The sequence below is a fragment of the Flavobacterium seoulense genome (assembly GCF_000695795.1).
GTDB lineage: Bacteria > Bacteroidota > Bacteroidia > Flavobacteriales > Flavobacteriaceae > Flavobacterium > Flavobacterium seoulense.
In genome coordinates, this window is sequence record NZ_JNCA01000032.1 from 71,141 (window position 1) to 95,374 (window position 24,234).

22 protein-coding genes are annotated in these 24,234 nt (G+C 32.2%); 11 read left to right on the forward strand and 11 right to left on the reverse strand.

Translation table 11 applies throughout. The features are described 5' to 3' along the window. Positions 1–4: 4 nt before the first annotated feature. From ilvN to acs, 4 genes are all read left to right on the forward strand, one after another. Positions 5–535 carry an acetolactate synthase small subunit gene (gene ilvN / locus FEM21_RS14960; RefSeq protein WP_035662104.1) on the forward strand — a complete coding sequence of 177 codons (531 nt, stop codon included), beginning with the start codon at positions 5–7 and terminating at the stop codon, positions 533–535. A 15-nt stretch (positions 536–550) separates the two neighbouring features. Further along, a complete protein-coding gene (gene ilvC, locus FEM21_RS14965) occupies positions 551–2,023 on the forward strand; it encodes a ketol-acid reductoisomerase (RefSeq protein WP_035662107.1) in 1,473 nt (490 codons plus the stop codon). Positions 2,024–2,159: 136 nt separating this feature from the next. After that, the gene (locus tag FEM21_RS14970) at positions 2,160–2,768 is read left to right on the forward strand and encodes an LURP-one-related/scramblase family protein (protein ID WP_035662110.1); all 609 of its coding nucleotides are present in this window, start codon (positions 2,160–2,162) and stop codon (positions 2,766–2,768) included. Between the two features lie 310 nt (positions 2,769–3,078). After that, positions 3,079–4,986 carry an acetate--CoA ligase gene (acs, locus tag FEM21_RS14975; protein WP_035662113.1) on the forward strand — a complete coding sequence of 636 codons (1,908 nt, stop codon included), beginning with the start codon at positions 3,079–3,081 and terminating at the stop codon, positions 4,984–4,986. Positions 4,987–5,021: 35 nt separating this feature from the next. Here the strand turns inward: acs and FEM21_RS14980 are convergent, their stop codons facing one another. The 6 genes from FEM21_RS14980 to FEM21_RS15005 form a co-directional block, all read right to left on the reverse strand. Beyond that, complete coding sequence (locus tag FEM21_RS14980; RefSeq protein ID WP_035662116.1) at positions 5,022–5,621, reverse strand: 3'-5' exonuclease; 600 nt, start codon at positions 5,619–5,621, stop codon at positions 5,022–5,024. A gap of 2 nt (positions 5,622–5,623) precedes the next feature. Next, positions 5,624–7,531: a DUF294 nucleotidyltransferase-like domain-containing protein gene (locus tag FEM21_RS14985; protein WP_035662119.1), complete on the reverse strand. Its 1,908-nt coding sequence runs from the start codon at positions 7,529–7,531 to the stop codon at positions 5,624–5,626. Positions 7,532–7,906: 375 nt separating this feature from the next. Continuing rightward, on the reverse strand, positions 7,907–9,226 hold the full coding sequence (gene fucP, locus FEM21_RS14990; protein ID WP_035662122.1) for an L-fucose:H+ symporter permease: 1,320 nt from the start codon (positions 9,224–9,226) through the stop codon (positions 7,907–7,909). 42 nt (positions 9,227–9,268) lie between these two features. After that, positions 9,269–10,192: a carbohydrate kinase family protein gene (locus FEM21_RS14995; protein ID WP_035662125.1), complete on the reverse strand. Its 924-nt coding sequence runs from the start codon at positions 10,190–10,192 to the stop codon at positions 9,269–9,271. Between the two features lie 12 nt (positions 10,193–10,204). Next, positions 10,205–11,068: a sugar phosphate isomerase/epimerase family protein gene (locus FEM21_RS15000; RefSeq protein WP_035662128.1), complete on the reverse strand. Its 864-nt coding sequence runs from the start codon at positions 11,066–11,068 to the stop codon at positions 10,205–10,207. 77 nt (positions 11,069–11,145) lie between these two features. Beyond that, the gene (locus FEM21_RS15005) at positions 11,146–12,510 is read right to left on the reverse strand and encodes a carbohydrate porin (RefSeq protein WP_035662131.1); all 1,365 of its coding nucleotides are present in this window, start codon (positions 12,508–12,510) and stop codon (positions 11,146–11,148) included. A 380-nt stretch (positions 12,511–12,890) separates the two neighbouring features. Here FEM21_RS15005 and FEM21_RS15010 point away from each other — a divergent pair, with 380 nt between their 5' ends. After that, positions 12,891–13,625, forward strand: coding sequence for an NUDIX hydrolase (locus FEM21_RS15010; protein ID WP_035662133.1), 735 nt, complete (start codon positions 12,891–12,893; stop codon positions 13,623–13,625). A gap of 70 nt (positions 13,626–13,695) precedes the next feature. Here the strand turns inward: FEM21_RS15010 and FEM21_RS15015 are convergent, their stop codons facing one another. From FEM21_RS15015 to FEM21_RS15035, 5 genes are all read right to left on the reverse strand, one after another. After that, positions 13,696–14,265 (reverse strand): hypothetical protein, encoded by a 570-nt coding sequence (locus tag FEM21_RS15015; RefSeq protein WP_035662136.1) that lies wholly within the window; start codon positions 14,263–14,265, stop codon positions 13,696–13,698. A gap of 174 nt (positions 14,266–14,439) precedes the next feature. Beyond that, positions 14,440–15,708, reverse strand: a complete 1,269-nt coding sequence (locus FEM21_RS15020) for an NAD(P)/FAD-dependent oxidoreductase (RefSeq protein WP_035662140.1) — start codon at positions 15,706–15,708, stop codon at positions 14,440–14,442. Positions 15,709–15,767: 59 nt separating this feature from the next. Next, the gene (locus FEM21_RS15025) at positions 15,768–17,108 is read right to left on the reverse strand and encodes a DEAD/DEAH box helicase (RefSeq protein WP_035662143.1); all 1,341 of its coding nucleotides are present in this window, start codon (positions 17,106–17,108) and stop codon (positions 15,768–15,770) included. Between the two features lie 48 nt (positions 17,109–17,156). After that, positions 17,157–18,704 carry a DEAD/DEAH box helicase gene (locus FEM21_RS15030; RefSeq protein ID WP_035662146.1) on the reverse strand — a complete coding sequence of 516 codons (1,548 nt, stop codon included), beginning with the start codon at positions 18,702–18,704 and terminating at the stop codon, positions 17,157–17,159. 105 nt (positions 18,705–18,809) lie between these two features. After that, positions 18,810–19,328 (reverse strand): DUF6155 family protein, encoded by a 519-nt coding sequence (locus tag FEM21_RS15035; protein WP_035662149.1) that lies wholly within the window; start codon positions 19,326–19,328, stop codon positions 18,810–18,812. 102 nt (positions 19,329–19,430) lie between these two features. On the opposite strand from FEM21_RS15035, the gene FEM21_RS15040 reads away from it, so the two are divergent. The 6 genes from FEM21_RS15040 (at position 19,431) to FEM21_RS15065 (ending at position 24,215) form a co-directional block, all read left to right on the forward strand. Beyond that, positions 19,431–19,706, forward strand: coding sequence for a DUF3817 domain-containing protein (locus FEM21_RS15040; protein ID WP_035662267.1), 276 nt, complete (start codon positions 19,431–19,433; stop codon positions 19,704–19,706). Between the two features lie 211 nt (positions 19,707–19,917). Beyond that, positions 19,918–20,322, forward strand: coding sequence for a hypothetical protein (locus tag FEM21_RS15045; protein WP_035662152.1), 405 nt, complete (start codon positions 19,918–19,920; stop codon positions 20,320–20,322). A 210-nt stretch (positions 20,323–20,532) separates the two neighbouring features. Further along, entirely contained in the window at positions 20,533–21,246 is a 714-nt protein-coding gene (locus tag FEM21_RS15050) for an alpha/beta fold hydrolase (protein WP_035662155.1), read from the forward strand. Between the two features lie 38 nt (positions 21,247–21,284). Beyond that, entirely contained in the window at positions 21,285–22,229 is a 945-nt protein-coding gene (locus tag FEM21_RS15055) for an ATP-grasp domain-containing protein (RefSeq protein ID WP_035662159.1), read from the forward strand. Between the two features lie 17 nt (positions 22,230–22,246). Further along, positions 22,247–23,353: a carboxylate-amine ligase gene (locus FEM21_RS15060; protein WP_035662162.1), complete on the forward strand. Its 1,107-nt coding sequence runs from the start codon at positions 22,247–22,249 to the stop codon at positions 23,351–23,353. Positions 23,354–23,384: 31 nt separating this feature from the next. Next, a complete protein-coding gene (locus FEM21_RS15065) occupies positions 23,385–24,215 on the forward strand; it encodes a type 1 glutamine amidotransferase (RefSeq protein WP_035662167.1) in 831 nt (276 codons plus the stop codon). The last annotated feature ends 19 nt before the right edge of the window (positions 24,216–24,234 follow it).

A 24,234-nucleotide genomic window follows, 5' to 3' on the forward strand; every position in this document is an offset into this window, starting at 1 on the left:
TATTATGGAAGAGACTAAAACATTCACTATTTCTGTTTATTCAGAAAACAACGTTGGCTTATTGAACAGAATATCCGGGATATTCTTAAAACGCCATATTAATATATTGAGTTTAAATGTATCCGAATCAGAAATTGAAAACGTTTCTCGATTTGTAATTGTAGTAGATACTACTGAAAAATGGGTACAAAATATTGTTGGTCAAATTGAAAAACAAGTTGAAGTAATTAAAGCTTTTTATCATATTGATGAAGAAACTATCTTCTTAGAAAGTGCTTTATTTAAAATCAATTCCAGTTTGTTATTTGACGAAAGACAAATTCAAAACATCATTAAAGAAAGTAATTCAGAAATTGTAACCGTATCCAGAGACTTTTTTGTAATCTCAAAATCAGGAAGACGTTCAGACATCGAAGAATTACACGCAAAATTAAAACCTTTCGGAATCATGCAGTTTGTACGTTCAGGAAGAATATCAGTTTCCAAAGAAAAAATGGAAGTAACAAGTTTATTATTAGAAGAATTAAAATCATAAATTAAATATTAGAAAATGGCAAATTATTTCAATTCATTACCACTTAGATTACAATTAGAACAATTAGGCGTTTGCGAATTCATGGAGCAATCAGAATTTGCTAATGGAATCGAAGCTTTAAAAGGTAAAAAAGTAGTTATCGTAGGTTGTGGTGCTCAAGGTTTAAACCAAGGTTTGAACATGAGAGATTCAGGTTTAGATATTTCTTATGCATTACGTGCCGAAGCTATTGCTGAAAAAAGAGCTTCTTATAACAATGCTGTTGATAATGGTTTCAAAGTGGGAACTTATGAAGAATTAATTCCAACTGCTGATTTAGTATGTAACCTTACTCCAGATAAACAACATACTGCTGTAGTTACTGCAATTATGCCGTTAATGAAACAAGGTGCTACTTTATCTTATTCTCATGGTTTTAACATTGTAGAAGAAGGAATGCAAATTCGTAAAGACTTAACAGTTATTATGTGTGCTCCTAAATGTCCTGGATCTGAAGTACGTGAAGAGTACAAAAGAGGATTTGGTGTACCAACACTTATCGCTGTTCACCCAGAAAATGATCCAAACGGTTTAGGTTTAGATCAGGCTAAAGCTTATGCTGTAGCAACAGGAGGACACAGAGCAGGAGTTTTACGTTCTTCTTTCGTAGCTGAAGTAAAATCAGATTTAATGGGAGAGCAAACTATCCTTTGCGGATTGTTACAAACAGGATCTATCTTATGTTTTGACAAAATGGTAGCTGAAGGTGTTGATGCTGGATATGCTTCTAAATTAATCCAATACGGATGGGAAACTATCACTGAAGGATTGAAATATGGTGGTATCACTAACATGATGGATAGATTATCTAATCCAGCTAAAATTGCTGCTTTCAATGCTGCTGAAGAATTAAAAGACATCATGCGTCCATTATTCAAAAAGCACATGGATGATATCATCTCTGGACATTTCTCTAAAACAATGATGGAAGACTGGGCTAATGATGATGTTAACTTATTAACTTGGAGAAAAGCTACAGGAGAAACTAATTTCGAAAAAACTCCAGCTGGAAATGTTGAAATTTCTGAGCAAGAGTACTACGATAACGGAGTATTAATGGTAGCTATGGTAAAAGCTGGTGTTGAATTAGCATTCGAAGCTATGACTGATTCTGGAATTATCGAAGAGTCTGCTTACTACGAGTCATTACACGAAACGCCACTTATTGCTAACACAATTGCAAGAAAGAAATTGTTCGAAATGAACCGTGTAATCTCTGATACTGCTGAGTACGGATGTTATTTATTTGATCACGCTTGTAAACCATTAATCGCTGAGTACGTTAAAAATGCACCATCTAACTTAATTGGTCGTCCATTTAACAACGGTGATAACGGTGTTGATAACAAAGAATTAATCGAAGTTAACGCTGCTATCAGAAACCACCCGGTTGAAGAAGTAGGAGCTTGGTTAAGAGAATCAATGACTGCAATGAAAAAAATCGTTTAATCACGAATTTTTAATAAAGCTAAGAAAGCGGAGTAATTATTTACTCCGCTTTTTTTATTTATAATCATTATAGAAAAGGATAAAACTTACAAAGTATATTTTGTATTATTGCATCAACTTAAAAAAAAAGAATTATATGTCAGAGCAATCATTTTTTATCCCGAAATTTTTTGAAAACAATGATTATTTTATCGATGAAAAAGTAAACTATTTTAAATTTGGAAATACTTATAATGTATTTGACAAAAGCGGAGAACAAGTTGGAGTTATCAATCAAAAAGTAACGGGTTGGCACAAATTTTTACGTTTGTTTCTAAATAAAGCAATGTTTCCATTTTTACTGGAAGTGCATAATATGGATAACGATTTACAAGTAAGTATCAAAAGAGGCTGGACTTTTTGGATGAGTAAAATTGTTATTGTTGATTCGAATGATAAAACTATTGGTACCATCAAACAAAAGTTTAAATTCTTTAAGCCCACTTTTATTATTGAAAATGCTGAAGGAAAAACAATAGCCAGAATTACAGGTGACTGGAAAGCCTGGGATTTCAAAATTAATGATGCCAATGAAAAGCCTATTGGTACCATCAATAAAAAATGGGGTGGTGTTATGAAAGAAGTTTTTACAAGAGCAGATAAATATTATGTTGCTGTAAATCCGGATTACACCGAAATAGCTAATAAAATGACAATTGTTTCCTGCGCAATAACTATTGATATGGTTCTTAAAAACAATAAATAAGCTGAAAGTGATATAGAATTATCATTAAAAAGCTTTGTTTTAATATTAATAATTTGATAATCATTGAAACCAAAATAAGATTAAGGGAATCCTTATTTTTATACAAATAATAAAAATCTAAAAGAGCGAAGTAATAATTAACTTCGCTTTTTCGTTTTTATAATTTTGGCGGTTTTTACGCTATTTTTCAATAATTTGCATTTTTGTTAAGATAGGATTTCATTATTTTAATTAAATTGCACTGATTTATGATTTTTTTTGTTTTAAAAATAGAATCATATTTTATACATTTATACAAAATAAAAAAGGGATGAGTTACTATAAAGTTGATAATTTAGAGCAATACTTTAAGCATTACAATAAGTCAATTAGAGAGCCAAGAAAATTTTGGGGGAAAATTGCTGAAGAAAATTTCACATGGTATCAGCCATGGGATAAAGTTGTTGAGTTTAATATGGTCGATGCTGATGTTCAGTGGTTTGCCGGAGCAAAAGTAAATATTGCTAAAAATTGTATTGACAGACATTTAAACAAAAGGGGAGAAAAAACGGCAATTATTTTTGAACCAAACAATCCGGACGAAGAAGCATTACATATTAGTTATAATGAATTGCACCAACGCGTTTGTAAAATGGCAAATGTATTGCGTGAGCAAGGAATTAAAAAAGGAGATCGTGTTTGTATTTATCTGCCAATGATTCCGGAATTAGCAGTATCTGTTTTGGCTTGTGCCAGAATTGGAGCGATTCATTCGGTAGTATTTGCAGGTTTTTCATCTAAGGCCTTAGCAACCCGAATTAATGATAGCGAAAGCAAAATGGTTATTACTTCTGATGGAAGTTTCCGCGGAAATAAAACAATTGAACTAAAAGAAATTGTTGACGAAGCATTACAAAAATGCTCATCGGTAAGCACCGTTTTAGTTGCAAAAAGAACTAATACTCCGGTGAACATGAAAGAAGGCAGAGATATTTGGTTACAACCATTATTAGACGAAGCTTCAGATAATAGTGTAGCTGAAATCATGGATGCCGAAGATCCTTTGTTTATTCTTTATACTTCTGGTTCAACCGGAAATCCTAAAGGAATGGTGCATACCACTGCGGGATATATGGTTTACACTGCTTATACATTCAAGAATGTTTTTAGTTATGAAGAGAACGATGTATTCTGGTGTACTGCCGATATTGGCTGGATAACAGGACATTCTTATATTTTATATGGACCATTATTAAATGGCGCTACAACAGTAATATTCGAAGGAATTCCTTCTTACCCAGATCACAGCCGTTTTTGGGAAGTAATCGAAAAACATAAAGTAAGTCAGTTTTATACAGCGCCTACAGCCATTAGAGCATTGGCTAAAGAAAAATTAGAATACGTTCAAAAGTTTCCTTTTAAAAGTTTAAAAGTAATTGGGTCAGTAGGGGAGCCTATTAATGAAGAAGCATGGCACTGGTTTAATGATCACGTAGGAGGAAAAAGGTGTCCTGTTGTGGATACCTGGTGGCAAACTGAAACAGGTGGAATTATGATTTCGCCATTGGCATTCATTACACCTACAAAACCTACTTATGCAACTTTTCCATTACCGGGAATTCAGGCGGTATTGATGGATGATAAACGAAATGAAATTGAAGGTAATCAGGTAGTAGGAAGTTTGTGTATCAAATTCCCTTGGCCAGGAATGGCAAGAACAATCTGGAATGATCACCAGCGCTATAAAGATACTTATTTTTCTCAATATCCTGGAAAATATTTTACCGGAGATGGCGCTTTGCGTGATGAAGTAGGTTATTACAGAATTACGGGTAGAGTAGATGATGTGATTATTGTTTCGGGACACAATTTAGGAACGGCACCTATCGAAGATGCAATTAATGAGCATCCTGCAGTTGCCGAAAGTGCTGTAGTAGGATTTCCGCATGATGTAAAAGGAAATGCTTTGTATGGTTATGTGATTCTAAAAGAAACAGGAGAAATTCGAAATAAAGAAAATCTTTTTATCGAAATCAATCAACACATTACAGATCACGTAGGTCCGATTGCAAAATTAGACAAAATACAATTTGTATCAGGATTACCAAAAACACGTTCAGGAAAAATTATGCGAAGAATTCTTAGAAAAATTGCAGAAGGTGATTTCTCTGATTATGGTGATACAAGTACACTATTAAATCCTGAAATTATTGAATTAATTCAAAACGAAAAGAAATAAGAACAAAAAATCGGCTTTATTTGAAGCCGATTTTTTTATTTTAATCCTAATTTGAATTTTAACTTTAAAAAGAGTAAAGCAATTTTATATGCTTTTTCAGTAGTTGAATCTCCTTCTGTGGACGGAATTTTATAATATTCTGTAAGTTCTTCAAGAGAGAATTCTTTGTCTTCCGGAAGTTCGTGCAACTTTCGATGCATAATATCAATATCTAATGCATCATTACGCAATTTTCCACAATCTAAACGTTCCAGAGTAGCATTTATCATCTCCATATCAGAAGCGATTTCGTGCCCTACAATTATTCCGTTTCCTAAATATTCTACAAAAGTTTTTAAGGCTTCGGGTTCAGATAATTTAAGGATTCTGCTTTCAATAATGTATTCATTAGAAAGATGATTGTCATGTAAAAAACGGTATTGCAGCAAAATAGTTTCAAAACTGTCTTTTATCATAACGGCATCGTTTTCAACCGCAAAAGCACTCATGTAAGTGATCACATCTTTTTCAGTTGAATTTCCTGTAGCTTCGGTCGAAAGAATCACATAACGATTTGTTTTCTTAGAAAACTTAGCGATGTATTCTTTCCAAAATTCAGGATGTTCTTTATTTATATTTTTTAACCAGTCTAACATAACTATGAGAATTGAGTAAGTTGAAACTTATCTTTAATTAATTCTTCTAATTCCTTCATCGGAATCAGGGCATTTTTCAATTTTTCTCTATCAATTTTTGATAGTTCCTCTAAGTTAATATATTGTCCGGAATTTTCGTTTTTTAAACCTTCTAAAGTTCTGATTTTTGTCAAAAATAAATAAGCTTCGGCGCAGCTTAAATAAATTTCAGCGTGTTTTGGATCAGCAATTGCCAATTGTTTAAATCGGGTATAGGTATTGTTGATACCTTTGATTTCGTAACTTAATGTAAAAAGACGCGCACTATCAATCAAAGGCATTAAGGCTTTGGTTTTAATGTCGAATTTGTCTTTGTGGATACCTTCTTCTTCCACAAGGAATTTTTTGAAAAAACTCAAAGGAGCATTGTTTCTTAAAGCATCATTTCCTAAAAAGTCAAAAAATAAAGTATTGTTGCTTGCATTTTCAAAAACAATATTATTGATAGCGGTTTCAATTTTTTGTTCGCCGGTAACCAGTTCGTAATCAAAGAAAATACTACTTAAATTATCGGTATTTTCTCTTGTAGCATTCATCCAGTTGTTATACTGTTTTATCCAGTCAGTCAATGATTTACACCACATCATATTGCTTCCCATATGCCCGTAAGGACATAATTCGTAACCTATTTTTTCGAGCGTGGCAGTTGTCTTTTTTCCAAGCTTTAAAAAATAGTCTTTTACTTCAATATATTTGTCCTGAGCCACATCTTCAAACACTAAAATACTATCCTGATCAGTCAATAAAAGTTGTTCTTTTCGTCCCTGACTACCAATACTTAACCACGCAAAACGGGCAGGAGGTGAGCCTAAATCTAAAATAGACAATTCGACAGCACGTTTTAAAATAGCAAAGTTAATTTCGCTGGCAATATTAGTAATATGTGTCAACGGAATATTTTTTTGTATCGAAGACTGAATCAAATTAGTTAATCGGGTACGGATTTCTTTCAATTCTTTCGAAGATAAAGAACGTTTGATTTCTTTGATTAAAACACCAGGATTACTGGCTTGAGCAGCAATTAAATCGTGTTCAGAAATTACACCTTTAATCGTTGATTTATCGGTTCCATCAATGGTTACGCACAAATGAGTTACATTATTTTTTAGCATCAGCAATTGGGCTTCAGCCAAAGAAACATTTTCTAAAACGGTAACTACAGGCGAGGACATAATATTACTAACAGGAGTATTGATAGGAAAACGTCCGGTGGCGATTTTTGAAGCTAAATCGGCATGAGTTACAATCCCAATTGGACCATTTCTTTCGAAAATGATAACATTATTCTTTAGAGATTCAGCCATTAATTGGGCAACTTCCTGAGCAGTATTGTCAGAAGTAGCCAAAAGTGGCGTAGTATTATAGGCTAAAGTTTGAAAAAATTGAGCTTCCGATTGTTTTTCGGTATAAAACAAACCATCAGAAACCAAATTTCCCTGAGACGAACGATCATCAGGCAAATTGCTGGCAAAATTTTCCAAAAGAAAGTTTAAAACCTCTGAATTATTAGCTAACAATGGCTTGAAAACAGCAATTGGAATAGCATAAACCAAACTTTCTTCTCTGGCTTTAGCCGTCATTTTATAGTTGTTTTTAGCAAAAAACGGACGTAAACCAAAAATTGTTCCTTCGTGAAGTTTGCTAATAATACTTTCTTCGGCATCAGCAATTACTGAAATATTGACAACGCCCGAAGCTACAACATAAAAACTGTCGTGTAGCGTATCATTGATTTTAAATAAGGTTTGTTTTTTTTCTAAACTAACAACACGAACATTACTGGCAACTTCGGCTAATTGCTCTGAAGTAAGCTGATTAAAAGGCGCATAATTTTTTAAAAATTCAGCAATTTGCTGTGCAATTATATTCATGAGGGTTAAATAAAATGTGTTACAAAATTACTAAAATAATGAGTTAAAAATAATTTCATTTATAGGTAAAACTCTTGTTTAACAAAAATGTTTTATGTATTTTTTACTACAATTATTTTAAAATAGAACTGTTTGAACAATTTACAAAAAACGATTTATAATCAGAATTATTATTTGAATATTTATAAGCTTAGAAAGGAAAGTAGAAATAAATGAAATTTTCTATTTTACATAATATAAATTATAGTTCAATAATATACAATTAAAAAGTTCTCGTTTTCCTGATTTTCGGAGTGTTTTTCTAAATTACAATCTATTTGAATAAAAAAACCGATATAAATTGAAGTCTATATCGGTTTTATGAAAAGTTATTTTCTATTTCGATGTTTTGTATGTTGAATAACCATAAAGTGCTACAACGGCCAAACAAATTAGTGGTAAAATAAAAGAAAAATTTACTTCGGGAATAAATCCTAAAATTTGGATATCAGCAAATCCAGAACCGCCCCAATCTAAAATACTTCCTTGTAAAACCGGCATTAATGCGCCACCCACAATTGCCATAACTAATCCCGCAGAACCAATTTTAGCTTCGTCGCCCATATCTTTTAATGCAATTCCGTAGATTGTTGGAAACATAATTGACATAAAAATCGAAATACAAACTAATGCAATTAATCCTGATATTCCTTGTAAAACAATGGCTCCAGCGGCACATAAAACACCGCCAATACCAAAAACCATTAATATTTTAGATGGATTAATGCTTTTCATCAAGCCAGTTCCAATCCATCGTCCAATCAAAAATAAAATCATTGCCGTAATATTATAATATGTTGCCGTTAATTCTAATCCAAAGGTTTTATTGATGTTGTCAACATATTGAAAAATAAATGTCCAGCACATAATTTGTGCTCCAACATAAAATGCCTGTGCTATAACACCGTATTTATAATTTTTATTAGCAAATAACTTTTTAAACGATTCTCCAATAGACATTTTGTCTTCATGAGCTGTTTTCGGCATTTTGGTTAAACAAATAATAATCAGAATAATTAAAACAAAAATTCCCAATCCAATGTATGGAATACTAATAACATCTAAATCATTTTCCCGAATTGCAGCTAATTCATTTGATGTTAAAGCTTTGAAAGCTTCTGGAGTATAATCATCTGATTTTATTTTGTCAATTACTAAAAATTGCGCCATGATCAATCCTGTTATTGCGCCAATTGGATTAAAAGCCTGAGCTAAATTCAATCGCTGTGTAGCGGTTTCTTTGTTTCCAAGGAATAAAATCAACGGATTTGAAGTGGTTTCTAAAAATGCTAATCCACAAGTAATTACCCATAATGAAATTAAAAAAAACGTATAACTCTGATAATGTGCTGCCGGATAAAATAAAAAAGCGCCTGTAGCATACAAAATAAGTCCTAAAATTATTCCTGATTTATAGCTGAATTTTCTAATGAATAAAGCTGCGGGCAAAGCCATAAAGAAATAGCCAAAATAGAATGCAAACTGCACTAAAGAAGCCTGAACATTAGATAATTCGGGCATTACTTTCTTGAAAGTAGAAACCATAGGAGTTGTCAAATCGTTGGCAATTCCCCAAAGCGCAAATAATATGGTAATAATGATAAACTGAAAAACATATTCTTTACTGATTACCGGTATTTTTTTAGATGAATTCATTTTTAGTGGTTTTTTGGTTGTTGAATTAGAAAAATAGTGTCTTTAAACGATTTCATATTGAGGTAATTTTTGGCTAAAACCACTTAAGAATTCTTCAATTTCAGATGATGAAATTATCGGATTTGCACCTTCGTTCTGCGCTACAATTGCTCCTATTGCACTGGCAAAATTGATAGCATATTGTGGATCTTCGCCACTAAGTAACATGGTGATTAATGAAGCCAGAAATGAATCGCCTGATCCTACCGTATCTACTACACTTACTTTGAATCCGCAGTTGTGATAAAAAGTATCATTACAATATAAAACCGCGCCATGAGAACCTAAAGTCACACAAACAATTGGAGTATTGGTTTTTTCAGCAATGAATTTAATATTTTGTTCTAATGACTTTTTATTTGAATGTAAGTCTACACAAATTTCATTCAATTCTTCGTCGTTGAATTTGATAAAATCGGCAGCTTCTAATAATTCTAAAACATTTTTTTTGGTGTAATGTGGTGCTCTTAAATTGACATCAAAAATCTTGTATTTGGCTACTTTTAAAAGTTCGTCCAGTGTGTTTCTGGAAACAGTATCTCTGGAAGATAAACTACCGTAAACAAAAAAATCAGCTTTAGCAACGATAGTATTGCTTAGGTCTGAATACTCAATTTTGTCCCAGGCCGAAGGATAATTAATATCATAAGAAGCATTTCCTTTTTCATTTAAAATCACATTGACCACTCCTGTTGGATAATTTTCTTTTATTTGAATTGCTTTGGTATTTATTCCTGCATCATTCAAATAATCAGTCAGTTTCATTCCGTTTTCGTCATTTCCTATTGCGCTGATCATAGCAACATCAACACCTAGCGAACTCAGTCTTGAAGCTACATTAAGCGGTGCTCCTCCTATTTTTTTATGCTCCAGAAAAACATCAAAGAGGATTTCTCCAAAACATACTCCTGTTAATTTCTTTTTCATTTTTTATCTTTTTTAATTAGTTGTATTCGAATTGTTATACCATTTTTCGACCATCTTTTTCATAAATAATAAGCTGTCTTTAGCTAAATCTTCTGAATTGTATTTTGAAGGTCTCCATAAAGATGTCGGTCCAATTAACTCGGTTATTTCAGAAGAAAAATTCTCTAGAACTAACGGGCCCTGATAATTAATTTCAGCCAAAGCTTTAAACAAATCATCCCAATGTACATTGCCTTCGCCTGTCATTCCCCTATCCGATTCTGTGATATGCAGATGCTTCAAATTGCTTCCTGCACGAATTACAGGACTATAAAAATCAGTTTCTTCAATGTTCATGTGAAAGGTGTCGAGATGCAATCCAAGATTAGTTACACTACAATTTTCAATCATTTCTAAAACTTCATCAGCAGCTGTAAAAACATAACTTTCATAACGATTGATGGGTTCAATTCCCAGAGTAATGTTACGCTCTTTGGCGTAAGCCGCAACTTCAGAAAAAACGTGTTGGATTATTAATTTTTCATCATTCGAACAAGGATTTCCTGTAAATGTTCCAATGGCGGAATGTAAGACGCCACCTAAAAAATCGCCTTTCATTTCAGCAACTTTATTAATTGCTTTTTTGATGATTTCGCTAGCTTTTTCGGGATAAAAAGGAACATGACAATGAGCTGGTAAATTGAGGGTACAACGTGCTGTAATTCCTGCTGAGTCCAATTGTTTTTTTACCAATTTTGAATCAAAATTCATTGAAGTGGGTAAAAGAATTTCGAGCATATCAAAACCATATTTAGCTGTTTTTTTTATGGCATACTGACCGCCTTCGGGAGTCCAAGTAGGAATAAATGATAAGATTGAGGTTCCAAAAACAGGCATAAGTATTTGTGATTTTAATTAAAAAATAATTTTAGGTAATATGTATTAAGTATTTGTTATTCAGAAAGTAATTTGTTTTAAAAAAGCCACCACTCTGTTCTAACGCCTACATAAGTTCCCCAGCGTTTTTGATTAATTTGTAAATAAGGAGAATAGTGATGGTCTCGTGCGTAATCGTTATATCGGGCTACGGTTCCTACTAATCGAATGTGAGGCCTGCTCCAGGGATCTCTTTTTCCTAATGGAACAATTGTGGGCGCCAGAGAAAATTTCCACATACTGGCTTCGGGATTATCGCCATCTTTTCTAACTGCATAATGTATTTCCTGAATGAGATGAAACCAATTGGTCACATAAAAAAAGTTTCTAACGCCAAGAACCCAATCTGTTTTTCGATTATAAAGTTGGTTTCCATTAAAATATTCATCAGTATTTGTACTTGCTGAACCTCCTTTACTTTTAGTAAAAACGCCATATCCATTGATGCTAAATTTATTAGAAAGATTCAATAAAAAATGCTCGACCATTGTAAACGAATAAGCATTAGTATATTTTCCGTTTTCATCAGGAGCACCATAAGTTGCCCAGGTAAAGGTGTTTCCGTTATCTCCGCCGTTAGCAATTCCGGAACCGTAACGAACAGAAATTTGGTTAAACGAACCTGATTTAGCTGTTTTAAATGGATTATTGTATTTAATTCCTGCGACCCAGCCATTATCTGAAGCAAAAGTTTTTGAAGCTGTTGCCGAATTTTTAGAAACATAATGGAATTCGCCTAAAAGTTTTAAAGAGCTATTATTTTTTAAAGAAATACTCTGCTCTCCTATCCAAACCATACGCTGACGAATGGCAGGATTTGTAGCTCCGGCTACCGTAACTTCATAATTATAAGGAAACACACCAGTAGAATCTGTTGAAGCAGGCATGAGCATTGTTAATTCGGTATTTTTATATTTTACACCAAATCCCTGAGCAGAATGGTCATCAAAATAAAAATAGTCACTAATATGAATATCATCATAACGACGAAAACGGGAACCCACCCAGGCTGACCATCGACTTCCTAAAATGTTAGTGGCTTCAATATAAGCTTCGGGAAGAATAAAAGTCAAACCATTGTTAGAACGGCTGCTTACGTTTCCAACAAATTGTCCATTGGCAGAATACATTCCCAAGCGCATTTGGAAAGTAACATTGGTGCTGTCTTTTCCGTTTATTTTTGGTGTAAAATGAATTGCCGGCAAAATATCGATATAATCTACTTGTTCCATACGTCCGCCCAAAGAACCCTGACCTGATAAATTTAAAGGTTTCCAGTTATTCCCTTCTCCATTTGGCGAAAGCCCAACTCCTATTCTACCTGTTGTTCCTAATGAAAAATCTGAATTTGTAATAACAACCTGTGCATTCATATTCATTGCAGCAACGCAACAAAATACCATAAGATATGTTGTTCTATTTGTCTTATAATGAGACCTTAATTTATAATTTATTTTCATGGTTATTGGTTAGTTTGGAAAATAATTTATTAAACGTCATTTTGACTATTTATTTTTCAAATGTATTATATTATTTTAATATCCAACAAAAAAAGGAGAATATTTTTTAATATTACGTACTATTATCGTAAATATATTACAGTATTATAGTTGTTTAGCATGTGAAAAATAGAAAAGAATATAGAAATAAATATAAAATGTTATAAATACGTTTAATTAATTTGTTTGCAGTTTAATTAAGCAGTACAGATTAAAATAAAATCGTTAAATTTGTTTTTGTCCATCAAAAAATAATATTTACTGATGGATTTAAAACTCAAAATATGAAGCCCGAAATAATTCCGAATATATCTGTAGATTGTGTCATTTTTGGATTTGACAATGCCACAAAATCATTAAACGTACTATTAATTGAACGTGTTTTAAAATTAGAAAACACTCAAAATGCTGTTGTTAATGATTATGTTCTTAAAGGATTTCATACTTATGAAAACGAAACAATAGACGAAACTGCTAACCGGGTTCTAAAAGAATTAACGGGTTTAGATAATTTATACAAAAAACAGTTCAATGTTTTTGGTGATCCTAACCGTTTGAAGAATGAAAAAGATGTGATTTGGGCTCAAAGCGAACATTTTAGCGACAGAACCATCACTATTGCTTATTATATTTTATTACCAACGGATGTTGTTCAAACAAAAAGCAAATTCAATCCGCAGTGGTTTCCTGTGAATCAGTTGCCACAATTGGGTTTTGACCATAAAAAAATCATTGCCGAAGCTTATGCTGATTTAAAAGAAGATGCTTTATCAAAACCCATTGTTTTTGAACTACTTGCGGATAAATTTACCATTAAAGATTTGCAAGACGCTTACGAAACGATTCTAGGAGTCGAAATTGATAACCGAAATTTTAGACGAAAATTAATTACTAAAAAATACATCATCGCTCTGGACGAAAAACAAGTGGGCGTTTCTAAAAAACCTTCTCAATTGTATATGTTTAGTAAAGATGTGTACCAAAAAATCTATAAAGAAAGCTATTTGATTAATATTTAGATTTTTTAATCACAGATTATTTTCACAACCATGTTATTTCGAAGAATGAGGATTCCGTTTTGTATAAAAATCAATAATCAAATAAAGTAGAAATTGTATTTTCATCAATTGAATGAGCATAATTAGTACTAGAATTAGAAGTATTATCCATATAAATTGTAAGCGTAATTCTTGAATTTTTTAAATCCTCTTTTTTGATATTGGGAATGGTAAATTTTAAATTTGAAAAGGCATAAAAGTCTTCTTGAGATTCAAATATTTTGTCGATTATTACTTTTTCTCCAGTAGCTAGGATATTAAATGATTTATCACCTGGAAAATATCTGGATATTGCTATTTGAATTGCATATGCAGAAGAAGTTTTAAATCTATTTTTGTGTATTGGGTTAATTCGTATCTCGCCTTTTGTAATTTGAATTTTTAATTTGTCTGGATAGACATCTACAAATCCATGTCCAGTGGTTGCCAATTGAAAACTATTAGGTATAAATTCAAATTCGATTCGTTTTTTTTGAACAATCTCTTTTTTTACTACTGATTGTTTTACAGATGAACAATTAATCAACAATAAACAGGTTGTAATAATCAACACACCTAAAAAAAGTTTTTTAATTCTGAACAGACTTATTTTTGTAATCATTGTTTAATAGTTAGAAATTTAATTTACTATCACCAAGGTTATATATTGTGATTTTATAATTTTTCCAAATATAACAACTTTATCTAAAGTAATCCATTTCCTATTCTAAAAAATAATTCCATAAAAAAACCGATACAATTACTGCATCGGTTTTAGTTATTTTAAATTGAAATCTTAACAGTCTTTCAATTTTTTATCTGGTCTGATGATCATTCGTAAAGAATTATCTTTTGCAAAATAAGAAATCATCCAGTTGTAAAAGGTTCTAACTTTATTTCTGTAGGTAATCAACGAAATCAAGTGGATAAACAACCAAATCAACCAGGCAAAAGTTCCTTTAAAGTGCAGTTTAGGTTTTGGTAAATCAACTACAGCTTTTGCTTTTCCAATAATCGCCATCGAACCTTTATCAACATATTTAAAAGGAACAAGTGGTTTTTGCTGGATTTCTAATTTGATGTTTTTTGCTAAATTAATTCCTTGCTGAATAGCTACTTGTGCTACTTGTGGATGTCCGTGTGGAAAAGCTTCGTCATTAAATTGGATACAAGTATCTCCGATAGCGTAAATGTTTTCTGTGCGATCCAGTTTATTAAAACCATCAGTTGTTAATCGTTTTCCACGACCATAACTTTCTGCAGGAAGTCCTTTAAATTCGCGTGCTGTAACACCAGCTGCCCAAATTAAATTTTTAGTTTGAATTTTGTCTCCGTTAGCAAAATGAACCGTATCATCTACATAATCCACTACGTTATTGTTCAATTTTACAACAACACCTAAATCAGTTAATGCTTTGTAAGTATCATCCTGAGATTCTTTACTCATAGGAGTTAACAATGCCGGCGCACCATCAACTAGGTAAATATTACTGGCACTGGTTCCTAATTCAGGATATTCTTTTAAAAAGACATTTTTACGCATCTCGGCAAACATTCCCGAAATTTCAACTCCTGTAGGCCCGCCTCCGGCAACTACAACAGTCAGTAATTTTCGGCGTTTACGCATGTCTTTAGTAATTGCTGCTTTTTCAAGATTTTTAAGCAGGGTATTACGCATTACAATAGCATCATTCAACGTTTTCATTGGAATGGCGTTCTTTTTTACATTTTCCATACCAAAATAACTCGTCTCTGCTCCTGTTGCAAAAACCAGTTTGTCATAATGTAATTCGCCATTGTTGAGGATCACTTTATTTTCAGAAGCGACTACTTCTAATAATTCTCCTAAACGAAATTGTAAATTCTTTTTCCCAGCAAAAAATTTTCTAAATGGATAACTAATGCTTGAGGGTTCTAAATAAGCCGTGGCCACCTGATAAATAAGTGGTGGAAAAAAATTATAGTTATTTTTATCAACCAAAGTTACGTGAACTCCGTCCTGATTTAATAATTCTTTTGCCAAATTTAGTCCTGCAAAACCGCCTCCGATAATTACGATTTCCATAATTTTTACAATTTAAAATAACACCTTTTATTGGTTACTAAACGATGTTTGGATTGTTTTTATTTTTTTAGTTTTTGTCTTTTTACTGGTTTTTCTACTGCTTGATTTTTATTTTGCAATAAATGATGGGCTAGTATTTTTTCTATTAATTCATCCTTGGTTAAATGATGAAATATGGTTTTAATTTTAGTTTTTAAATCGGCTTCGACCTCGTGATTAGGCTTTGTTTTAAAAATTTGCTTTGCCCAAAGCAAGGTATTATTGTCTTCGATACTGGCAACCGAAGGTTTAGAAAATGGTTTGAATTGGATACCTAATTCCTTTTCAAAATCAGCGATTTCAATTTCTTCTTCGGCTTGTAAAACAGTTAAAGATAATCCGTTTGCTCCTGCTCTGGCGGTTCTACCACTTCGATGCACATAATTTTCATAGGTATCCGGTAAATGGTAATTAACCACATAAGCAATTTCTTTAACGTCGATTCCTCGGGCTGCCAAATCAGTAGCCACTAATATATTAATATGTCCTTCACGAAATTGCTCCATGATGCGGTCACGAATTCCCTGAGACAAACTTCCGTGTAAAGCGCCTGATGAAAAACGATTAATGGCTAAGTTTTTAGCTAATTTATTGACAGCTGCTTTTGTTTTACAAAAAATAATTCCGCGTTGTCCTTCTCTCGAATTCAAAAAGTGCATTAAAACATCTAACTTTTCGATAGGATCTACAACAATGTACTGATGATCAATTTGCTCATTACCTGAAATTTCCATATTAGCACTTATTTGCACTACATTTTTATGCAAATAATTCTGAATCAACTGTTTTATTGTTCCTGGCATAGTAGCCGAAAACAAATAGGTACGGTGATTTTTAGGTAATACAGCAACAATTTCGTCCAGACTTTCTTTTAGAATGCTTACCATTTCATCGGCTTCGTCCAATACTAAAAATTGAGTTTCGGCTAAACTGATGGCTTTTCGCTGTAATAAATCAATCAAACGACCCGGAGTTGCCACTACGATATGAGTGGGATTACTTAATCGCTCAATTTGAGGTTTTATTGGAATTCCACCACAAGTTGCAGCAATAGAAACAGCTGGAAGATTTTGTGCAAAAGATTCTAAATTTTTAAAAACCTGATGTCCTAATTCTCTCGTTGGAACTAATATAACAGCTTGTACAGTAGGTTTTGAAGTATCAATTAATTGCAAAATAGGTAAACCAAAAGCAGCTGTTTTTCCCGTACCTGTTTTAGCTAAACCTACTACATCAGTTTGATTAGCTAAAAGCAATGGAATTGCCTGCTCCTGAATAGCTGTGGGAGCCACAAGATCCAGTTGGTTTAATGTTTGTACTAAAGCTGTCGAAATTCCTAAATCTGAGAATTGTTTTGACATGGTTTTGTTTTTATTGTTTGTATGAAAAACAGTTTTTTAGCTTTTATTTTATTCTTCATCATCAGGTTCGTTCATGATTTTCTCACGATATTTTTTACCTAATAATAAAGTTAGTTTTTGTTTGTAATCATCCACAAGCCATTCGCGGTAGTTTTTACTACATTGGCTCAGGCATTTTGCATAACGCTTGATACGGCATTCAATATCATCATCTAATTCTTTAGATAATAATTTTGCTTCCTGTAAGGTTTCGGTATTATAAACACACATAGTTGCGTGTTGATCTAATGATTTGTCAAGAACAACCTTTGAACGTAAATTTTGTTTTATGGCTAATTTATGTTCTTCGTCAACATCAAAAGTTACATCTTCGGTTTTGCTGAATTTAGCTCTCAATTCAGGCGGCATGGTGTATTTAAAATACATTTCAATTTCGGCATCATCACGTAAATTTTCCAGATAAAATTCAGGTGATTTAAAAATATGCTGCCAGTTTACCGGTTCACTCCAAAGTCCGAAACGTGCTGCATTATTACCCAAATCAATTACGGTAAATTCATCTTTACCAGGTAATTTACGGGAACCACGACCAATCATTTGATAATATAAAGTCAGTGATTTTGTAGCGCGATTTAATATAATGGTTTCAACAGTAGGCTCATCAAAACCGGTTGTTAAAATCCCTACCGAAGTAAGTATAGCATCTTTAGTATGTTTGAACCAATGTAAAATTTCTTTTCTTTCTTCGTTACTGCTGGTGTTGTCCAGATGACGAATTTCGTAACCTGCTTCTCTAAAGGTTTCATATACATACAAAGAAGTATTAATACCATTATTGAAAATCAAGGTTTTTTTACCCAATGATCTTTCGGTATAAGCATGCAATAATTTTTCCTGCATTAAAGTATTGGTATACAAATCATCCGATGATTTAACGGTATAATCACCGTTGATACCTACTTTTAAGGATGTTAAACCTACATCATAGCTATAAGTAGTAGCTTTGGCAAGGAAACCATTTTCAATCAATGAATTAATAGTGTCTCCTACAATTAATTCACTATAACTTTGATTCATTGGTAATTTTATGTTAGAACTCAACGGCGTAGCAGTTACTCCTAATATAAAGGCATTAGCAAATGAATTTAATAATTTTCTAAACGAATTATAATGCGCCTCATCAATAATTACTAAACCAATATTATCTAATAATAATTTTTCGTCATTAATACGGTTTTTAAGCGTTTCGACCATGGCCACAAAACAAGAATATTCGTTTTGATCCGGCAGGTCTTTTACTTTAGAATTGATGATTTTATTTTTAACACCAAAACCTTTCAACATCTTAGAAGTTTGTTTACATAACTCAATTCTATGGGTTAAAACAACTACTTTTTTATCGTGTTTAGATAGGTAACGGCGAACGATTTCTGAGAATATTACTGTTTTTCCACCACCTGTAGGCAATTGATACAGTAGGTGATGTTTTTCAGGACCATTATCGATGCGCTCAAAGATGGCATCAATATCTCCTTGCTGGTAGGCATAAAGTTCTTTTTTTTCTTCTTTTTCTATTTCTATCGTACTTTCGAACATTGCTTTTTGTTGAATTTTTGCAAAAATACGTCTAAAAAACAGTTATCTTGTTATATTTAATTTAAATTATTAACTCAAAATGAAATAATTTGATTTACAACACTATTAGTGGTCAATTCGCTCCATAATTAGCAAAAAATCATGCTTATTTTTCCATTTTTGTCTAATAGTTTCTTCAAAAATTGCTTTAACACGGCTTTTAAATTCGCTCAAAATGCCATTGGTAATCAAAAATTGTACTGCCTGATCAAAAGAATTGTACATGCTTTTATAAAATGCTTCTTGTTTTATAAAATTTTCAGCCGAAAAAGTCTGTGCTATTTCAATTGTGTATAACATCACATCGGCAGTTACAAAAGGATCAACTCCCAGCGTAATAAAATGCTTGATGATTTTTTGTGCTGTCGAACGGCGCATTTTAGCTCTTCTGGTTTTTCCTACCGGAAAATATTCGTTAGCGATTTTCAATTTCGCTTCCTGTAATAATTTATCTTCTTTTGGATTAAAAACAAAATCATAAAACTCCTTTACGACACTAAATTTGTCATACAATTCAATTAGTTGCTCTTGTAATTGCTCTTTGTCCAGTTCGCCCAAATATTTCTTTAAATCTCTTTTACTCATTATGAAAAAATTATGATTACAAATGTAAATTACTTTCTGCTTTAATGGGAGTAAAACAAAAGTTATTACTTAATTTTGGCAGCAAACATTAAAACAACAACAATGCTTAAGATTTTTAAAATAACTGCCATTCTTGAAGGAATATCCTATTTAGTTTTATTTGCTAATATGCTTTTAATTAAGCCTAATAATCCTGAATTATACCACACTTTATTATATCCTATCGGTATGAGTCACGGAGTTTTATTTATTGGTTACATTATTCTTGCTTTTTTATTAAAATCTTCTCAAAGATGGAGTTTAAAAGATTTCGGAATCATTTTACTTGCTTCTTTACTTCCATTTGGAACTTTTTATGTAGAAAAGAAATATTGTTAAAAAATATTTTCAAAATTTTTAAAAATGAATCTGCTGAATTAATCTTTAGCAGATTTTTTTTTGAACAAATTTATTTTTAAAAGATAATCAATTGAAAAATATTTTAAGCTATTAATCCATCAAAGTAAGTAACAATATTTTGTTAATACAATTTGCTTAGAAATAAGGTTTAGAAATTGTTTTTTTTCTAAATTTAAGAAAAAGATAAGTCATGAGCCAAAGAGATAGTTTTTTAAGGGAATTTAGAGGTGACGCTATTGGTAGTGTTAGTACCCAGTCTTCAAGTGATGAAATTTTTCAAAATGAAGTTTTAAGGCCTATTCTAAAACTACAAAATGATCTATTCATTGCTTCTTTCCATAATTTTATTAGTAAGTACAAACGGGATTTTTATTCGCTTAGCGTCGAAAAAAAATTAGCGACCATAGAAAATGCTATTCAAAAAGATATTAAGTTTCGGAATGCTCTAAAAGGAATGATTATCGCCTTATTCACTGTAGAGGAATATTCGCAGTACATTAAAAATTCATCCAGTTTAAACAAACGAATGATGAATATGCTTATCGAAAGGTTGAAAAATCAGGTGCAATTATTTGAAAAAAGTCTGGTGGAGTAAACCAGACTTTTCTTTGATATTTTTTAGTTTTATTGAATCCTTTTGTTAATGTAAATAAATTGTTTTTAAGTGTCATTTTGCTTGCTTAACAAACATCTAATCTCAATGATAGCATAAAGAATATTATTTTTTTGTTAAAAGTAAAATACTACATTCTCTTTATAGATTTTATATCGTTTTATTCAGTACACTTGTTAAAACCAAAAGTTTATGAAAGAGAACTATTTAAAATGGTATTCTCCTAATTTGAATAGAGAAACCGAAATGCTCGTTTTTGGACATTCAGGTTATCCTGTTATTTTGTTTCCTACTTCTCTGGGCAGTTTTCATGAAAACAAAGATATGGGATTAATAGCATCAGCAAGATGGTATGTTGAGCAGGGATTGATCCAAATTTATTGCCCGGACAGTATTGATAAAGATAGTTTTTACAACAAGCAAATTCATCCTGTGCATCGCATAGAAAATCATAATTGGTACGATAAAATGCTTTGTCATGAAATTGTAGAAAAAGTACGTTACAACACTCCTTCAGGAAAAGTAGTAATGGCAGGTTGTAGTTTTGGTGGTTATCATGCAGCAAATTTTGCCTTAAGACATCCGGTGTATGTGAGTCATTTGTTTAGTATGAGTGGTATTTTTAGCATCAAAAATTACTTGAACGGTTTTTATAATGACACTGTTTTTTATCATAGCCCTACTGATTATTTGAATGGATTTAATGATTATGAATTATGGAATATGGACATTGTTTTAGGAACTTCAAACTGGGATATTTGTTTTGATGCCAATTTAAAAATGAGTCAGTTGTTAGCTCATAAATCAATGAATCACTGGCTGGATATTCGACAGGACAAGCAACACGACTGGCCGCTTTGGAAAGAAATGTTTCCGCATTATTTATCCCGAATAAAGTTTAATTAAAGTTTAAAGAGTATTGTAAAATTGCAAAAGAAATAAGTATGAAAAAAATTGGGATTTTATTTGGTATGGAAGATACCTTTCCACAGGCTTTTATTGAGAGAGTAAATTCAAAAAACGAAAAAAATATTATAGCCGAAGCAGTTTCTATTGATAAGGTTATCCAAAATAAAGGCAGTGAATATGCTGTAATCATTGATAGAATTTCACAGGATGTTCCATTTTATCGTGCTTTTCTTAAAAATGTTGCTTTAACCGGAACTAATGTTATTAATAATCCTTTTTGGTGGAGCGCTGATGATAAATTTTTTAATAATGCATTGGCAGATACACTAGGCGTTCCGTTGCCTAATACGGTAATTCTTCCTTCGGCGGAACATCCTACTGATACTAATTCGAATTCATTTAGAAACCTTAAATTTCCATTAGACTGGGAAGGCATTTTCGAATACGTAAAGTTCCCCGCTTACATGAAACCATATGCAGGTGGCGGATGGAAAAATGTCTATCGTCTTGAAAATAAAGAGGAATTTTGGGATAAACACAAGCAAACAGGACAGCTTGTTATGTTATTACAAGAAGAAATTGTGTTTACTCAATATTTTAGAGTATATTGCTTAGGCTGTAAAGCAGTTAAAATTATGCAGTATGAACCTCGAAATGAACCTCATTTACGTTATGTTCACGATGGTCCTCCGATAGATAAAAAATTACTGGCAACGATAAAAGACTATACAATTCGTCTTTGCGAAGGTTTAGGATATGATTTTAATACGGTCGAGTTTGCTGTTCGTGACGGAATTCCGTATGCTATCGATTTTGGCAATCCTGCTCCTGACGCAGATATTAATTCGGTTGGAGCTGAAAATTTTGAATGGGTAGTTGAAGAAGCTGCTAAAATGGCAATTGCTGCCGCAAAAAAACAAAAACCGGGAAAAATAAATTTGACCTGGGGTACATTTATGAAACAAGCTGTTGGTAAATAATAACTTTTAAAACAAGAATGAAAAAATTGCCTGTTTTTACACTTGGTATCGAAGAAGAATACCAAATTATAGATCCCGAAACCAGAGATCTACGCTCCCATTTATCTAAAATTGTAGATGGAGCTAAAATATTATTGAACGAACAGGTAAAAGCCGAAATGCATCAATCGGTGGTCGAAGTTGGAACTAATATTTGTAAAAATGTAAAGGAAGCCGAATGTGAAATTAAATTTTTAAGAACTAAAATTGTCGAATTAGCCGACAAACAAGGACTTATTGTAGGTGGTGCCGGAACGCATCCTTTTTCAAAATGGCAGGATCAGCCTATTACTGATGATCCTCGTTATCATACTATTATTAACGAATTACAAGACGCAGCGCGTTCTAATTTAATTTTCGGGATGCATTGTCATGTGGGAATCGAAAATCGCGAAATTGGTTTAAAATTAATCAATCAGGCTTGTTATTTTTTACCTCATATTTTTGCTTTATCTACTAATTCCCCTTTTTGGGAAGGAAGACAAACAGGTTATAAATCCTTTAGAACAAAGGTTTTTGATAAATTTCCAAGAACCGGTTTGCCTGAATATTTTGATTCTTTGTCTTCTTATGATAATTTTTTAGAGACTTTGGTAAAAACCAATTGTATTGATAATCCAAAGAAAATATGGTGGGATTTGCGTTTGCATCCGTTTTATGACACCATCGAATTTAGAATTTGTGATATGGCACTAACGGTTGAAGAAACTATGTGTATTGTTTCTGTAATTCAGGCAATTGTTGCTAAATTGTATCGAATAAATTCGCAAAACATGAGCTTTAATTCGTATCGTTTAGCATTGATTAAAGAAAATAAATTCAGAGCTGCTCGATACGGAATTGAAGGTAATATGATTGATTTTGGTCTTCAAAAAGAGGTTGAAACCAAAATGCTTATTTTAGAATTATTAGATTTTATTGATGATGTAGTCGATGAACTGGGAAGCCGTGAACACATTAATTACGTACATGAAATTCTAAGAAATGGTACAGGTGCGGATAAGCAATTAGCGGTTTTTGAACAAACGAAATGCCAAATAAAAGTAGTCGATTTTATAACTTCAGAATTTACTAAAGGACTATAATTGTTGATTTATAATTATTAAAAAGATATTAATGAGAAATAAAAGTATAACAATAGCAATATTAGACATGTATAATGGTCAGCCCAATCAGGGAATGCGTTGTATTATTGATATTGTAAATAGATTTACTCCTTTTGTATCTTTTAAAATATTTGATGTTAGAGGAAAATGCGAATTACCGGAAATTAATCGTTATGATATTTATATATCTACCGGAGGTCCTGGAAATCCACTGGAAGGCGACGGAAACTGGGACAAAAAATACTATGATTTTATTGATGCATTAGTAAAATGGAATACTGAAAACCAAGTTAAAAAACATGTTCTTTTTATTTGTCATTCGTTTCAAATGGCTTGTAAACACTTTGGTTTAGCCGAAATCACGAAAAGAAAAGATACATCTTTTGGTGTCATGAAAATACACCGGACAAAAGATGGTCTTGATGATTTGTTGTATGAAGGCCTCGATGATCCTTTTTATGCTGTTGATTCCAGAGATTATCAGGTGGTTCAGCCTAAATTGAGTGTTTTTACTAAAAAAGGAGCTAAAATTATTTCGCTGGAAAAAATCAAGGACAATGTACAATATGAAAGAGCCATTATGGCTGTACGTTTTACTGATTATCTTGTGGGAACACAATTTCATCCCGAAGCGGATCCTATTAGTTTTTTGTCGCATTTAAGAGATAAAGAAGTAAGAGAAAAAATGAGAAAAATGAAGGGGAAGAGAAAGTTTAGAAACATGCTCGAAGACTTAGTTGATGATAATAAAATATACCGAACTAATGAAACTCTGATTCCTAATTTTCTTCGTTCAGCGATTAGCGATTTGATGAAATCAAAACAAATTTTATCAAATTAATAAATTACAATTATCTCTT